Consider the following 13,905-nt stretch of genomic DNA (forward strand, 5'->3'; position numbering starts at 1 on the left):
GACCGCGGCCCCCGCGAGCAGTGGCCGACGTGGCAGATCACCGTGCGCGGCAAGGACGGCCAGGTTCGCGAGCACTGCACCGGCTGGGACCCACGCAAGGACCGCATCGTCGACCAGGCCCCCGCCGACGTGACGATCGTGTCCGTCGGCCGCCTGCACGACGACGGCGAGGGCGAGTACGCCGACGTCCTGCAGCGCGCCACCATCGCGCTCGACCTGCGCCACCACTTCCGCGACCCGCACGTCCGCGCCGACCTGCGCCAGCTCACCGCCCACGACCGGGTCGTGCGCGATACCGTCATGGACACCCCGGGCGTCCGCCAGGTCCTCGCCGCGACCGCGCTGCAGGTCCAGGGCTACCTCGCCGGGCCCACGGCCGCGCCGCTCACCGTGGTCACCCAGTGCGCCGGCGGGCGCCACCGAGCCGCGGCAACGGCTATGGCCCTGTGCGCCGTCCTCACCGGGGACGTCGAGCAGGCCGCCACGTACGGGCTGGCCGACGCTGCCAAGGAGTTCACCGACCGGCGCCTGAGCGTCGACCTGGTCCACCGCGACCTCGACAAGGACGTCGTCGACCGCTGACCGTCCGGCAGCACCACAACGGGCGCCCGCAGCCATTCGAGCTGGCTGCGGGCGCCCTTTCGACTGTACCGGCCCCGATCCGTACGGCGGGTGGGGTGCCGCACGGTCAGAATCGCGAGGACATCAGCCCAGCACCCGCCAGGGCTCCCGGCCGTCCTTGTCGGGACCGGCCTGTGCCCACATCTCACGGTTGAACTGCTCGTACGCCGCCTGCAGGTATTCGGGCGACAGGTGGGAGCCATTGGCCAGGGTCTCGAAGGTCTCCCCTTCGGCGAGCGCCTTTTCGACTGCTTCGTGCAAGCTGATCTGAGTCCGGCGGCTGGCTTCGGCCAGGTCGGCGACGAGGTCCGCCCAGCGGCCCTCGCGCAGGCTCTTCGCAGCGTTGTCGGCTATCAGGTCAGCGGCCATGGCCAGACCCGCATCCATCGTCTGCAGGTCCTCGGACAGTTCCTTGGTCTTCTTGCCGGGAATCCTCATGGCGGCACAGTAGAACCCTCTGGCCCTCGCCCGCCGGGGGTCCGCCAGCACTGTCATGCGGACACTGGCCCGGGGCAGGGCGAAGTCCGCGCGCGAGCGGCAGCAGCTGGTGGCGAGGCCGAGCGGCTGCGCTGACCAGGACGGAGGCAGGCGGCGCGGTCTGTCAGGCGGACTGAGTCTCCGGGGCGAATCGCTTCTGCCAGGCCCCGCACTTCTTGCAGGCGCCCCAGCGGTCCTTCTCCTCGATGCGGGCGCCGCAGTTCGGGCACGCGTCCTTCACCGGCATCGTCGGCCCTCCCGTCCTCGTACGGCCGATGGCAGCAGGCTCCCAGCCCGTGGACTCGATCTCAAGCGTCCGCCGGACAGGCGGGCGCCCGTGCTCCCCGCGCATCCGGCAGACTTGTCAACTAAGCTTCAAGTCATGAGCGTGTTGGAGACGAACCTGTCGGAGCTGCTGAACAAGCCCAAGGCGACGCTGGCCGCGCTGCGCGGCAGTCGGCGGATACTGCTGCGGCGACGGGACGACGAGGACCTGGTGCTGACCACGGCCGCCCGCGCCGAGCAGGACCAGGAGGTCATGGGCGCGACCAGCCGCCTGTTCGTGGAGATGATGCGCACCCCCCAGGGCCGCACCCTGGTGCTGGACGTGCTGCCCGCGACCTTCCCGTGGGTGCGCTACCTGCCCGCCCACGACGTGCGGGAATTCTCCGTGGAACTGGTCGACGCACTGAGCGCCGCCGTCGAGATGGACAACACCGCCGCCGTCGCCCAGCTGATCACCGAGTGGCGGCACACCGCCGAGGTCCACGCCGACCCCGAGCTGTACGCCGCGCTGACCACCGACTCCGGCGAGGACTTCGGCCCCGTGCCCGAGCCGGGAACCGCCGCGTGAGCCCCAAGCGCGGAGACCGCGCGGCCCCGCCGCCGGGCTCCGGCGAGTGGGACGTCCGCTTCGCCAACGGCGACGCCGCCAAGGGCTGGGACGAGCTGTGCGCCCAGGCACCGACGAACACCCGCTCAGCCTGGCAGCTGATGCGCACCGACCCGGCCCCCGCCACCCGGACCGAACGCCACCACCGCCTCAAGGGCGAACTCGCCCACGGCACCCACCGCGGCCAGACCCTCGACCGCTGGCAGATCGAGGTCACCGCTGGCGGACGCATCTGGTACCTGGTCGACCCCGACCGCCGCACCATCTGGATCGACCGGGCATCCACCCGCCACCCCAGGCAGACCGACCGCTAGCGAGGACGCTCGCAGCAGGAAGCCTCCGGCTTCCCCTTCGAGATCGACCCCGCCGGGCTCGTCCGCCAGTAAACGCACCGAGCAGCACACGGCGCCCCCGACAAGGCAGATGTCGGGGGCGCCGTGCTGTCCGCACCTACGCCCCGGGCCGGGGCCGACCCGGGCGCCCCGCACGCCTTACGCGGGTGTTGATCCGGGTCCGTCGATGCCGATGATGGTTCCGAAGGGGTCCGTCAACTGGCAGATTTTTCGGCCCGGTTCGGCTTCGATGGGGCCGCGGTGGTGGGTGCACCCGGCGTCCAACAGACGTTGGCGGACCGCGTCGACGTCGTCAACGGCCCAGTACACGACGGGGCTACCCCCGCGAGGGTTGCGTGCGTCGTCGGCCGGGTGGAAGCCGAGTTCGACCCCGTCGACGTCCAGCCAGGCGTACACCCGGCCGTTCTCCACTTCCAGGTGGATCTCTTCCGCCTCCAAGACATCCGCCCACCAGCGAGCGGACTTCTCGGGATCGTCGGCGAAGACCATGACGGTGCGGATGCCCTGGAACACGTACGTACTTCTCCTTCATGTGGTGGCGCCGTGAAGGGAGTGCAGGCCGGTGGCCTGTGCGAACGCTTCCAGCGCGCGCACGAGGCTTGCGTCGGTCCACGTGGCGCCGAGCTGGTTGCAGTGCTGACGATAGACCTGGCGGATCCAGCCCGGGGGCATGTCCGGGTGATCCCTCGCCAGGTAGGCGAGGGTGATCAAGTCGGGTAGCCCGGTGAGGTCGGGCCGTAGTGTCTCGGCGTCGATGAGGACCAGGTGTCCGTTGTCCCTGCGGCAGTGATCGGGTTTCAGGTCGAGGTGGCCCAGCGGGACGTGCCCGGTGCCGTGCGCGTCGGCGGTCAGCTGGAGCAGCAGCCGCCAGGCCGGCGGGTCGCGGATCCACGCTGGTGTGGAGGCTTCAAGGAGTTGGTCGAGTCGCCATTGGCTCATGGCGTCGGCGGTGTGGGCTGGCCAGCGGGTGGGGGCGGTGTGGACGGCCGCCACTGTGGCGACCAGGTCCTCCCACGCTTTCGGCCCGTCCAGTGGGGCGGGCTGGTCGAGGTAGTCGACAACCAGCGTGAGCGCGGTGTCGCTGCAACCGTGTAGGGCTGGCAGCGCTGCTTCGTGCTGCAGCAGCTGGTAGGCGAGGACCTCACCGAGGTACGCGGCTTCGGCCGCGTGCCGCTTGAGCAGTTGCTGGGGCGGGTCGCCGAGGGTGAACGTCGCGGTGCGGTAGCGGGCGGTCAGGCAGCGGACCGGGCCGGGAGCGGCCGGGTGGTGGCGGGGCAGCAGGGCGCGGGCCTGGGCCTCGGCGTGGGCGATGCTGGTGGTCAGCGGAGTGTCCAGCCAGCCGTCAGGCCGCAGACGGGCAGCGCCGTCCAACGGCCCGACGGGAGCGGTGCGGTGGCTCACGATGCTGCCGGGGTGATGCCGAGGCGGGCCAGGCTGTAGGCGTAGCAGCGGGCCGCCAGGTCCGGCCGCTGGTGCTCGCCGTAGACCGCGAACAGCGCGAAGACCGGTGAATCCAGCGGTTCGCCGATGTGCCATCCCTGGTAGGAGCCGCCGATCACGTCCCAGATCTGGGCGCGGCCGTCGAACAGGGCCACGAAGTCCTGGAAGTAGACCTCGATCCCGAACGGGTAGACGGCCATGGTCTCTTCACGGCTGACGGTCGGTACCGGCTCCCAGCGCGGTCCGGTGATGTCCCACGCGTAGCTGTCGACGCCGCCGGGCTGGCCGGGCGGATCGAGCAGCCGGAGCACCAGGCGGTGAGCGCCGAGCGGACCAGCTAGGTAGTCGTGGATGCTCCCGGCCAGCGTGCCGGTGCGGGTGGCGATCAACTCACGGGCCAGGCGCGGCAGTTCCCGGGCCACGGTCTCGCGGGCGGTGTCCCACTCGTCTTCCGGCAACGGTGAGGTGATCGGCGTCGGGGTGACCTGGCGCGGCTGGTCGAGGAAGGCCGCCAGCGCGGCGCAAGCGCGCTTTTCTTCAGCGGTGTCGATGGTCACCCACGGGGCCCGGCTGGAGGTGATCGCCGTCCGGTCGCCGGGCAGGGTGAGCTGGTCGCCGGGGCGTGGGCCGTGGACGCGGAACAGGTGCTGGAGCGTGTTGGCGGCCTGGGCGAGCGCGGCATGGTCGGCGTAGAGGAACGGGCCGTGTGGGCTGCGCGGCGCGGTGAACCCGTTGCCGCACAGCGCCACGTCGGCAACACCGTCCAACGGGCGTAGGTAGTCGATCAGTAGACCGTTCAGCACTTGGACGCCGGTCTTGCGATGGCGCGGGCCGTCCAGGCCCGGCAGCAGGTTGGTGTCCGCGCCGAGCGCACCGTAGGGGACGCTTTGGCTGTTGTTGGACACCACCGCGAGCCGCGGCGGTACTACGGCTCCGTCCGTCAGCTGCTCGACGTACAGGTCGGAGACGTCGGCGTCCACGCCGACGAACACGTCTGCGTCGCTGGTGCCCGCCAGCCGTACCAGCGGCTGTACGACCCGTTTCTCCCAGAACAGAGTGCGGGCGCCGGCCGGGTAGAGGGTGATCTCGATGTCGCCAACCCGGATCGGCTGGGTGTGGTCGACACGGTGCACGCCGAAGCCCAGTAAGGCGATGGCGTCGGTCACGGCGGCTGGAGTGGTCATCCCCGTGTAGACGGGCGTCGAGCGGTCGAGCAGGTGCAGTGAGGGCAGGTGGAAGTGGTCAAGGTGTTCATGGGTGAGCACGATGGCGTCCGGCGCGGGCATTGCCGCTACGTCCACCTGGCGGGGCGGCCAGATCTCGAATCGCAGATCTCCCGCGCCGAAGGCGGTGTCGAGGATGGGATCCAGCAGCACGACGGTGTGCCCATCGCTGATGTGCCACGTTTGGTGTCCCAGGAACGTCAGGTGCAGGTCAGCGGACATGGCCTCTCCGAATGGGGCGTGAGTGGATGTCAGGAGCGGGGAGGGGCTTGCGAGCGCCCCTCCCCGCGTTGCGCCTACCGGTGGTAGTACGTCGGCGCGTGGCTGGTCGCGCCGGTCGCCGCGAACGCGGCCACGCGACGTTGCAGCGTCCGGACAGCCGCCGCGGACACCACCGCCTTCGTGGCCGTGATCTCCCGCTTACTGGACTTCGTCATGCTGCTCACCTCCTCTCGGGGTTGGCTGGCAGGGGTGCGGCGCCACGCCTCGGGGGATGGGCGAAGGGCGCCGCGGCCCGGCCGGTCCGTGCCCCTTGCTATGCGGACCGGCCGGGAGCTTCACGCACCGCCGACGACGGAGCGGATGACCGCGTGGAGCAGTACGGCGTGAGCCAGGCGCCCGTCAGGGTGGGGCGGGCTGAGCCAGTGCGGCCCCGGACCAGTGGTCCGTGCGGCGTGCACGACTGTGACCCACCCGCCAGTGCTGCGGCAGACCACGCCGGGGAAGTCCCAGTGGGTCGTGGCGCCGGGCCGCACCAACCAGTAGTGCCACCCGGCGTAGGGATCGAGGATCACCGGCCCGGCCTCGCCATGCGTCGCATCGCGCATGCGTTCATAGACCGTGGGGCCGATCGTCGGGTCGAGCCGCACCGCGTCCCAATCCCGGCCCGCCCGCCGCAAGCTGGCCTTGCCCGGCAGAGCGCTCACCCAACCGCCGGACGGTACCGAGTGCAGCGGTGAGGCGGACTCCACAGCATCGCGGGACTGGCGCGGTACGGACGCGGTCATTCGACGAACTCCGGGTGGTGAGGTACCGCCGGCTCACTCCGCGCCGACGGCCATGGGCGGGTAGCCCGACCCATTGGGGGCGCTCGCTCCTGGGCCGAGCTTCGTTGTGTCCAGACAACCGCCGCGCCCGCACCGCGCGGCGGACATGTCCCCGGACGTATCGCCGGACTTTTCCGCGTCCGACCGGACTTTCGGAACACTGGGCACCGCTACCGTCGGTTCAGCAGCTGCACCGGGGGTTCAGGTGACCGACGACGTGACACCGTTTCAACGGGCATGTGTCGCCCGCGGTTGGGACCAGCCCGCCGCATTCCTGCAGGCGTTCGATGCCACGGCCCGGCTGCTCGGCGAGCCGGTCACCGTCACCGAGCGCCAGCAACGGCGATGGAGACAGCCGGACCCGCCCCAGCCTCGGGCTCGTGCCTGGGCTGTGCTGCAGGCGATGTTCGGAACGGACCCCTCCGCCTTGGGGTTTCGACCCCGGACGACCGGTGAGACGATCACGCCGACGCGGAAGGAGGCGCGGGTGGAACGGCGGGCATTTGTGGCCGACGCGGTGAGCTTGGCCGCTTGCGCGGCGCTCCCGCGAGGAGGCCATGAGGTCGGCTCCGCCCACGTCCTGGAGCTGCGCGAGGGACTGCGGTCTCTGTATGCCCTCGACGACGCGTACGGCGGTGCCGATGTCCTTTCGCTGGCCGTGCGCCATCTACACCGCGTCCGTCGGGTACTGAACACCGCGGCCGTGGCCGAGCCGATCGCCCGCCAGCTGCAGCTGCTCGTCGGCGAGACCGCGGAACAAGTGGCGTGGCTCGCCTACGATGCCGACGACCAGGACGCCGCCCGCCGCTACTGGGGCGAGGCGCTGACCACCGCCACGGTGATGGGCGACACCGGACTGGAGGTCCTGGTCCTGGCAGCGTTGAGCATGCAGGCCATCCACGAGGACCGCCCCCGCGACGGCTACGACCTCGCCCGCACCGCCCGCAGCAAGGCCGAAGGACTCGGCTCCCCCACCCTGCTCTCGCTCATCACCACACGGGAAGCACGTGCACTGGCCCGGATGCGCGACGCCACCGCAGCCAGCCGCCAACTCGCCACCGCCATGCGCATGCTGGAGCGCACCGACCGCGGCCGACCCGCACCACCGTGGGCCGCGTTCCACGGCCCGGCCGAACTCGACTTCGCCCAAGGGCTGCTGTACGCCGACACCGGCCGGCCCCGCGCCGCCGTCCCCTTCCTGCGCGCCGCCGTGACGCGGCAGGCCGCCGCATACGGCCGCAACCGCGCGCTGTACCGGCTCACCCTCGCTCGCGCCCTGGTGAACGCCGGAGAAGCCGACGAAGCCGCCGGCGAGGCGACCGCCGCGCTCGACGACCTCGCCGAGGTCGACTCCGGTCGCGTCATCCGCCGCCTCGCCCAGGTCCGCGGCCAGCTGCAGCGCACCGACGCCCGCAGCGCCCGCGAGGCGGTCGAGGCCATCACCCCGTACCTGACCACGACATCCGGAGGCCACCGATGACCGCACGCCCCGCCCTGCAGGTCCTCGACGGCCCCGCCGCCCTCGACCAGCTCGACGCGTTCCTGCCTGCCTACGTCGAGGTGTACGTCGAGCCCCCGTACAGCGAAGGCCCTAAGGACGTGAAGGAGTTCACCGAGCGGTTCGCCCGCCAGGCCGCGACCCGCCCGCACTTCCGCCTGGTCCTCGCACGCGACGACGAGGGCCAGGTCATCGGCTTCACCTACGGCTACTGCCTGCCCGCCGACACCCGTTGGTGGTCTGGCCTGCAGCAGCCACCGGCCGACCCCGGTTTCACCCGCGAGACCGGCGAGCGCACCTTCGCGGTCATCGAGCTGGCCGTCCGCCGGCCGTGGCGCCGTTCCGGCGTCGCCACCGCTCTGCACACCGCGCTGCTGGCCGGCATGCCCGCCGAGCGGGTCACCCTCACCGTGCGCCCCGAGCCGGAAGCAGCCCCAGCACGGCAGGCGTACAACCGCTGGGGATACCGCTCCCTGGGTCCCAGCCGCCCGTGGGACGACGCCCCGCTGTACACGGCGATGATCCGCACCTTCGACGGTCAACCGTGAGCACCGCCCGCTGACCAGCGCGGGTCAGCTGCCGTACCGCTGCCTGGCACGACGAAGGGGACCGCCGAGGCGGCCCCCTTTTCCTGTTCCTTCCCGAACCGCTACGACAGCGGCGTGGTTTTGCGTGGTGCGGGCAGCCGCGGCAGCAACTCCCACAGCGGGCGGGACCCCGTCGCCCATGTGCCCAGCAGCCGCCGGTCCACCAGGTGGAGTTTTTGGGACTTCGCCAGCGGGGCGCACGGCTGGGTGAAGCGGCCGTTGGTCACCAGGACCACCACGTCGGCGCCGTGCAACTGCCGAGCGGTGCCGTTGAGTACGTGGAGGTCTGGGGTTCCCACCGGTGATCCAGCGTCCCCGTTGCGGCGGTGCTTGCACTGGATCACCCAGCGTCGACCGAGCGGATCGGTGGCTTTGACGTCCGCGCCGTTGTCCCCGGCCCCGCCGACCTGGACCGCGTCCGCACAGCCGTCCCGCTGCATCAGGTCGCGTATCGCGTGCTCGAACTCGCGGTGATGGAGTGCGTCGAGCTGCGCCAGCCCGTAGCGCAGGCCGTTGATGCGCACCCGCTCCCACTGCGCCCGCTGCTGCACCCGGTACAGCCAGACCCCGCCAGCACCGGCGGCGATGACCGCCAGGACGACGAGGATCCACCAGTTCGCCAGCAGCCACTCGATCACGGCGAGCGCGATACCGAGCGCCACCAGGCCCACGACCCACTCGCCGCCACCACCACGGCGCCGGGTGCGCCGTCGGGCCGGAGCCCGCCGGGCGGGACGGCGCCGGGCCGGTGGCCGGCGGCTCACCGCCCACCCCCCGGATGCGCCGGAGCCGTCACCTGCGTGCGCACTGCGGGCGCGTCCGGTGTCTTGACCGTCACGTGCACGTGCCCGGCTGTCAGCGCCCAAGCGGCTAAGACCACCCCGGCCAGGATGGATAACTCCCGCTTCGCCCCCGGTGCCGAGCGTGAATGCGCCCGCACCTGGGTTCCGTCCTTGCGCGTGTAGCTGTCTATGAACGGCACCGCTGCCCCTCCCCAAAGCTGTTCGACGTACCCCCGTGCCAACCAACCAGTGCAGCAGATGCCACTGACAACCAGTCAGAAAATCGAAGAGGTGTTCTGCCAGCGTTAGGCGGCGAGCGCGGCCCGTAGCCCTTCGTGAGCGGGGATAGGCACTCCAATCGCGTCGAGCCCGGCCCGCAAGACCATGGGCAGACCGCCACCGTTGGGCAGTTGGCGGCAGACCAGCGCCCACACCGAGCTGAACAGGGCCACCAGCTGAGCCAACATCGCGTGCTGGCCGGGATCCACGCCCATCCCGTCTGGGACGATGGCCGCAGCGACCGAGCGGAACTCCTCGCGGGCTCGGGTCATCTCCTCGGTGGTCGCCGCCGCCTCGCCATTGAGCAACTGCTGCACGGCCAGGTCGACCAGCCCATGGCCCGATGTGCCGGTCAGCTCCATCAGCCCGCGGCCGAACAGCCACCCGAGTCCGGCCATCACGGCCATCTCGTCCGGTGACTCGGAGGTCAGCCCCAAGGCGATTCCCCACATATGGGCCGTTTCATCGTCGGGTGGCTCCGCGAAGGCGGACCACATGCGGATCAGCATCTCGTTCAGCGGATTGTCCGGGACCTCACACCCGGCAGCCCGCAGCCGAGTCCGCATCCGCTGCGTTACGCGCCGACCAGAGTTCCGCTGTCCTTCGACGATCCGCGCCATCGCCTCGGCCTGCTCGTAGGCCGGATCCAGCCGCAGATCCTCCGGTACCGGGCTCGCGGCCATCTCCTGCTCCAGCTCCGCGTGCACGGTCTCCAACAACGTGCGCGTGCTGTGCCGCACGGAGCGGGCCAACACTGAGGGCTTCACCGGTGCCCCGTCCATCCACGCCAGCACGGCCAAGTCTGCCCAGCCCCGGCCACGCCGCGCCCGCCGACCCAGGGCGGTCGCCAACTCCACACTGCCCTCTGGCAGCGAGCACGTGCTGCCGTACTTGCCCTGCCACGTCCGCGTCGCCCTCGGCAGCAGGCCCCACCGCCGCCACCGCTCCAGCTGGGCGGCGCTCACCGTCACCCCGGCCGCGCTGACCGCGGCCATTAACTCCTGATCCGCCTTACTCGGCGTGCTCCTCGGCATAACAAACGACGGTACGACCGGCCACTGACACTCGGGGCGCCCACAACGCGGGGGTGCAACTTCCGCCGTGCACCCCCGCGTTGTGGGCCCCTCATCCGCGAATCCCCACTCCCTACCGTCGAGAGCACGGTCAACTGACCGCCTTCCACGATCGAGTGAAACGGAGACTTCGCATGCCTCACGTCCGTGGCCACTACCGCGCCGGCACCTACGTCCGCCCCCACTACCGAGGCGGCTCCTACGCCGGTTCGGGAGGCGGCGCCACAGCCGCAGCCGCAGGAGGAGGCGGATTCGCGGCCTTCTTGCTGATCCTGGCGCTGCTCGGCTCCCATCCCCAGCAAAAGGCCGCACCAACTCACCACCCCACACCCGCGATCAGCCACGTACACGCCATATCCGCGACCCCGTGAACCGCACCACGACGGGTGCGGCAACCGCCCGCGCTCCACCCGCAGGCCCCACGTGGTGCCTCCCAACGGACGGGAGGCACCACGCCGTCGTTGCTGGTCCTCCGTGGTTGCGCTCGCTTCGCGCGTCGGCGCCGCCGTTGTCTGCAGACCGTAGGCAGCACTTCCGGCGCGGAGTCTCGGGTGGTGACGACCGTGACGATCAAGCAAACAGGGAGTGGCTGAGGCCCGTTGGGGTGCAGGTGGCATACGCGCGCCTGCTCGGGCGGCTGACCGCATCGTCGTGGCTGACTGGCCGTGGCTGAGGCCGAAAACAGGGTAATTATGGATCTTGTCGCATCATTTGGACCGCAGTGACGTTCCCTCAAACCACATTCGCCTCAAAGAAGTACGGCGACACGCCGACATTCCGTAGTGATTACGTCGGCATCTATGGAAAGATCGACAGCATGGCAGGACGAGCTGGAGCATCAGGACCCGTGCGTGGACGAGCGCAAGGTGGCCGTCGTGTCTCCTACGACCCGTCATCTGGCGAGAATTGGCGGACCGGCATCGTGGTGGTGCCCGACGTGGCCGTTAAGGCCATCCGGGCAGCAGAGCGCACCGGGCTGTCATTCGCGGGACTCGTCAACGAGTTGGTACGGCGGATGGAAGTCGACGAGAACGGCCGCCCAGTATGGGCGGACGAACACGACGACCAAGAAGCCCTACCGATGACCGGATAGTCCCCCAACGTCCGGACGCGCCAAAAAGCCCCGGCTACCCACCGGGGCGGCGCCCATCCGAACAAGGACTCAGCTCACCACCAAATACCAGCGGCTGAATCCCGAAACACAGCAACACCCACCACGGCTGACCGGCCAGTCAGCCACCCGCACAAATCGCGGGACCCGGGTTACCAGCCCGGAGTCCTGCAGAGCCAGGAGGTGCAGCACTCCCCAAGACCACACAGACCGTTTGGTGATTTGTGACCCCATAAGGAACGTCAGGCCCTCCACGAGGAGGGTCCGGCCGCCCTGTTGGTTTATGTGACCCCATAAGGAGTGCCCCCATCGTAGCGGACAGCTGCGATGTCGGTCAGCCCATGCCTGCCGCCGGTGTGTCATCGGACGCGGGCGTGCACAGCCCGTCATCTGCCCGAATCCCCCACCCCCGTACCGGTGTTCTCCCTGTTTTCGATGCCGCGCGCGTCGACCTGCAGGAGCTGTTTCTGCGGCTGTCCCCGCGCCTTTCCCTCCGGGTCGACACCCGTTCTACCGATGGCAAATGGCTGCACAAGTACGTGGAGCGGTCCCTGCCGCGGACCGCTCCCACGCGCCCGTACGCCGTCTACCTGTCGTCTTGCTGGGGCCGCTACCGCTGGCTGTGCTTCGACTTGGACGACAAGCGCGGCGACGTGGGCCCTGATCTGGCGACCTTGCTGCGCTGGCTGGAGGAGGCCGGTATCACCTATGTGGTGGCCGCCTCCGGGTCCGCCGGCGGACGGCACGTGTGGGTCGCCGCGGAGACGCTGCTGGACTCCGTCCTGGTCGCCTCGATCGCTGTGGCCGCCGCCAAGCGCCTGCCGACCCTCGACTACGGCCTGCTCAAGAACCGCAAGGGCGCGGCCCGCCCCATCGGTGCCCCGCACCGCAACGGTGGCCGCAGCCAGCTGATGTTCCCGCAGGACTCGCGCACGGCTGCTGCCTTGCTCACTCCCGCCACGTGCGGCAACAGCTCCGAGGCGTTCACTCGCCTGCTGCTCATCATCGACGCCGTCCCGGCCCGGGTGGAGATCCGCCCACGCATCATCGGCAAGGACCAATTCACCGAGATCATCGATGACGAGCTGGGGCCGCGTCTGGCCGGGACTCCCAACACCGTGCTGGACCGCGAGACGCTGGCCCAGCTCACCCGTCGACCGCCCGAGGACCGCGTCAGTGAGGTCTGCGGCTCGGTGCTGACCAAGCTGGCGCTGCGCCGTTGGACGTTTCCGATGGTCGAACGCCTGCTCCGGGAGCGGGCGTACCGCGAGGGCGGGCTGCTGCACCTGTGCACGAGCCCCGGGAACGGCACGCTGCGTGTGGTCCTGGACGCTGACGACGTCACGGAGAAGCTGGAGCGCCAGTGGGCGCGCTGTGTGGCGTACGCGGCCACCCTGCCGCTCACCGAGGAATCCCTGGCCTGGACCGAGACCATCGGCGACGTCGTCGCCCTGGTCGAGCAGGTACAGGCCGCCGCCGACGCGTGCCCCAAGCGCTGGGCGAAGAAGTCGGGCCCCGCCGACCGCGCCGCGCTGGATCTGCGCTGCCTGCTCGCGCTGCGCTCCGGCACCACGGTGCTCGACCTCGACGTCCGCCGCGCCGCCCTCGCCGTCGGCAGCAGCAGCTCCGCCATGCACCGCGCCCAGCACCGTCTCAGCCTCGACGGCTGGCTCGCCGCCCGCACCTCCGACGGCCCGGCCGCCACCCACGAACTGCTCCCCGTCACCGCTTCGCACCCTGGATTCAACCTCGCTGCCCAAGGTGGGACACAAGGAAACCCGCCCCCCGCAGGGGAAAGCCGAGGGACCTGGATCTCCCGGCTTCAACGGCGTCTTGCTGCAGGTCAGTCCGACGTTTTCGCCTACGGGCGACCTAACCAGAGCCATGCCGGGGGGCTCGGCCACCACGCGGGCAGGGTCTACCAGTTGCTGGTCGAGCACGCTGAACGCCCGCTGAGCCTCTCCGAGATGTGCGAAAAGTCCGGGTACGCTCCGCGTACCGTCACCAAGCACCTCGCCCGCATGCGGGACCTGATGGTCGCCACCCGGGCAGTGATGACCGTCCACCACGAGTGCCCCACCTGCCAGGTCGCGCCCGGCGAGCGCTGCCGTACGGGCACGGGCAGCGTCCTGCGCCGCCGAGGAGCCGACCAGCACGCTGCCCGCGGCACCCTCGCCGCCGAACGCTCCAGCACCCCGCACTACCGCCCCAGGCCCGGCTCGCTGGTCGCCGCGGCGAAGGCCCTGGGCACCCACGGGCGCTTGGCCACCCGCGCTCGCTGGTACGCCGTCGAGATCGAGCTGTACCGCTGGTGGCGGCAGGAGGAGGCGTGGATGCGCGCCCCCAAGGCCGGCATCCGCACCGGGGTCCAGACCCACGACGAGCAAGCCGCCCTGGTGCTCACCACGCTCCCTCGCCAGCCCCGCCGCCGCTACCCCCGCGGAGCCGACGGCCGAGGCGACCACGCCGCCGCCAGGGCCCGCATCGAGCGCCGTATCGCCACCGCCTGACGTCACGGCAGGC

17 protein-coding genes are annotated in these 13,905 nt (G+C 70.7%); 8 read left to right on the forward strand and 9 right to left on the reverse strand.

Annotation, left to right across the window (positions count from 1 at the left end):
• A partial coding sequence (locus NON19_RS28125; RefSeq protein WP_255931930.1) for a RapZ C-terminal domain-containing protein occupies window positions 1-582 on the forward strand: 582 nt, incomplete at its 5' end.
• 123 nt (window positions 583-705) lie between these two features.
• Here the strand turns inward: NON19_RS28125 and NON19_RS28130 are convergent.
• The gene (locus NON19_RS28130) at window positions 706-1,059 is read right to left on the reverse strand and encodes a hypothetical protein (protein WP_255931931.1); all 354 of its coding nucleotides are present in this window, start codon (window positions 1,057-1,059) and stop codon (window positions 706-708) included.
• Window positions 1,060-1,222: 163 nt separating this feature from the next.
• Complete coding sequence (locus NON19_RS28135; protein ID WP_255931932.1) at window positions 1,223-1,345, reverse strand: hypothetical protein; 123 nt, start codon at window positions 1,343-1,345, stop codon at window positions 1,223-1,225.
• Between the two features lie 135 nt (window positions 1,346-1,480).
• Between NON19_RS28135 and NON19_RS28140 the strand changes: the two genes are divergently transcribed.
• Together NON19_RS28140 and NON19_RS28145 are read left to right on the forward strand one after the other, a co-directional pair.
• Complete coding sequence (locus NON19_RS28140; protein WP_255931933.1) at window positions 1,481-1,951, forward strand: DUF6247 family protein; 471 nt, start codon at window positions 1,481-1,483, stop codon at window positions 1,949-1,951.
• Window positions 1,948-2,304, forward strand: coding sequence for a hypothetical protein (locus NON19_RS28145; protein ID WP_255931934.1), 357 nt, complete (start codon window positions 1,948-1,950; stop codon window positions 2,302-2,304). The genes NON19_RS28140 and NON19_RS28145 overlap by 4 nt, the downstream gene beginning before the upstream one ends.
• 177 nt (window positions 2,305-2,481) lie before the next feature.
• Here the strand turns inward: NON19_RS28145 and NON19_RS28150 are convergent, their stop codons facing one another.
• The 5 genes from NON19_RS28150 to NON19_RS28170 all read right to left on the reverse strand — a co-directional run bounded on the left by NON19_RS28150 (window position 2,482) and on the right by NON19_RS28170 (window position 6,013).
• The gene (locus NON19_RS28150; protein WP_255931935.1) at window positions 2,482-2,856 is read right to left on the reverse strand and encodes a VOC family protein; all 375 of its coding nucleotides are present in this window, start codon (window positions 2,854-2,856) and stop codon (window positions 2,482-2,484) included.
• A gap of 15 nt (window positions 2,857-2,871) precedes the next feature.
• Window positions 2,872-3,744, reverse strand: coding sequence for a hypothetical protein (locus NON19_RS28155; protein ID WP_255931936.1), 873 nt, complete (start codon window positions 3,742-3,744; stop codon window positions 2,872-2,874).
• Complete coding sequence (locus tag NON19_RS28160; RefSeq protein ID WP_255931937.1) at window positions 3,741-5,228, reverse strand: MBL fold metallo-hydrolase; 1,488 nt, start codon at window positions 5,226-5,228, stop codon at window positions 3,741-3,743. The genes NON19_RS28155 and NON19_RS28160 overlap by 4 nt, the downstream gene beginning before the upstream one ends.
• 74 nt (window positions 5,229-5,302) lie before the next feature.
• Window positions 5,303-5,443 carry a hypothetical protein gene (locus NON19_RS28165; RefSeq protein WP_255931938.1) on the reverse strand — a complete coding sequence of 47 codons (141 nt, stop codon included), beginning with the start codon at window positions 5,441-5,443 and terminating at the stop codon, window positions 5,303-5,305.
• Window positions 5,444-5,563: 120 nt separating this feature from the next.
• Window positions 5,564-6,013 carry a hypothetical protein gene (locus NON19_RS28170; RefSeq protein WP_255931939.1) on the reverse strand — a complete coding sequence of 150 codons (450 nt, stop codon included), beginning with the start codon at window positions 6,011-6,013 and terminating at the stop codon, window positions 5,564-5,566.
• A 145-nt stretch (window positions 6,014-6,158) separates the two neighbouring features.
• On the opposite strand from NON19_RS28170, the gene NON19_RS28175 reads away from it, so the two are divergent.
• Window positions 6,159-7,532 carry an NsdA family TPR-like regulatory protein gene (locus NON19_RS28175; protein WP_504979621.1) on the forward strand — a complete coding sequence of 458 codons (1,374 nt, stop codon included), beginning with the start codon at window positions 6,159-6,161 and terminating at the stop codon, window positions 7,530-7,532.
• Window positions 7,529-8,098, forward strand: a complete 570-nt coding sequence (locus NON19_RS28180) for a GNAT family N-acetyltransferase (protein WP_255931941.1) — start codon at window positions 7,529-7,531, stop codon at window positions 8,096-8,098. The genes NON19_RS28175 and NON19_RS28180 overlap by 4 nt, the downstream gene beginning before the upstream one ends.
• 101 nt (window positions 8,099-8,199) lie before the next feature.
• Here the strand turns inward: NON19_RS28180 and NON19_RS28185 are convergent, their stop codons facing one another.
• A complete protein-coding gene (locus NON19_RS28185; RefSeq protein ID WP_255931942.1) occupies window positions 8,200-8,901 on the reverse strand; it encodes a restriction endonuclease in 702 nt (233 codons plus the stop codon).
• A gap of 323 nt (window positions 8,902-9,224) precedes the next feature.
• On the reverse strand, window positions 9,225-10,193 hold the full coding sequence (locus NON19_RS28190) for a hypothetical protein (protein WP_255931943.1): 969 nt from the start codon (window positions 10,191-10,193) through the stop codon (window positions 9,225-9,227).
• Window positions 10,194-10,405: 212 nt separating this feature from the next.
• Between NON19_RS28190 and NON19_RS28195 the strand changes: the two genes are divergently transcribed.
• The 3 genes from NON19_RS28195 (at window position 10,406) to NON19_RS28205 (ending at window position 13,892) form a co-directional block, all read left to right on the forward strand.
• Window positions 10,406-10,642, forward strand: a complete 237-nt coding sequence (locus NON19_RS28195; protein WP_255931944.1) for a hypothetical protein — start codon at window positions 10,406-10,408, stop codon at window positions 10,640-10,642.
• A 476-nt stretch (window positions 10,643-11,118) separates the two neighbouring features.
• Window positions 11,119-11,364, forward strand: a complete 246-nt coding sequence (locus NON19_RS28200) for a hypothetical protein (protein ID WP_255931945.1) — start codon at window positions 11,119-11,121, stop codon at window positions 11,362-11,364.
• A 359-nt stretch (window positions 11,365-11,723) separates the two neighbouring features.
• Window positions 11,724-13,892, forward strand: coding sequence for a zinc finger domain-containing protein (locus tag NON19_RS28205; protein ID WP_255931946.1), 2,169 nt, complete (start codon window positions 11,724-11,726; stop codon window positions 13,890-13,892).
• Window positions 13,893-13,905: the final 13 nt, after the last annotated feature.

The sequence above is a fragment of the Streptantibioticus rubrisoli genome (assembly GCF_024436055.1).
Lineage (GTDB): Bacteria > Actinomycetota > Actinomycetes > Streptomycetales > Streptomycetaceae > Streptantibioticus_A > Streptantibioticus_A rubrisoli.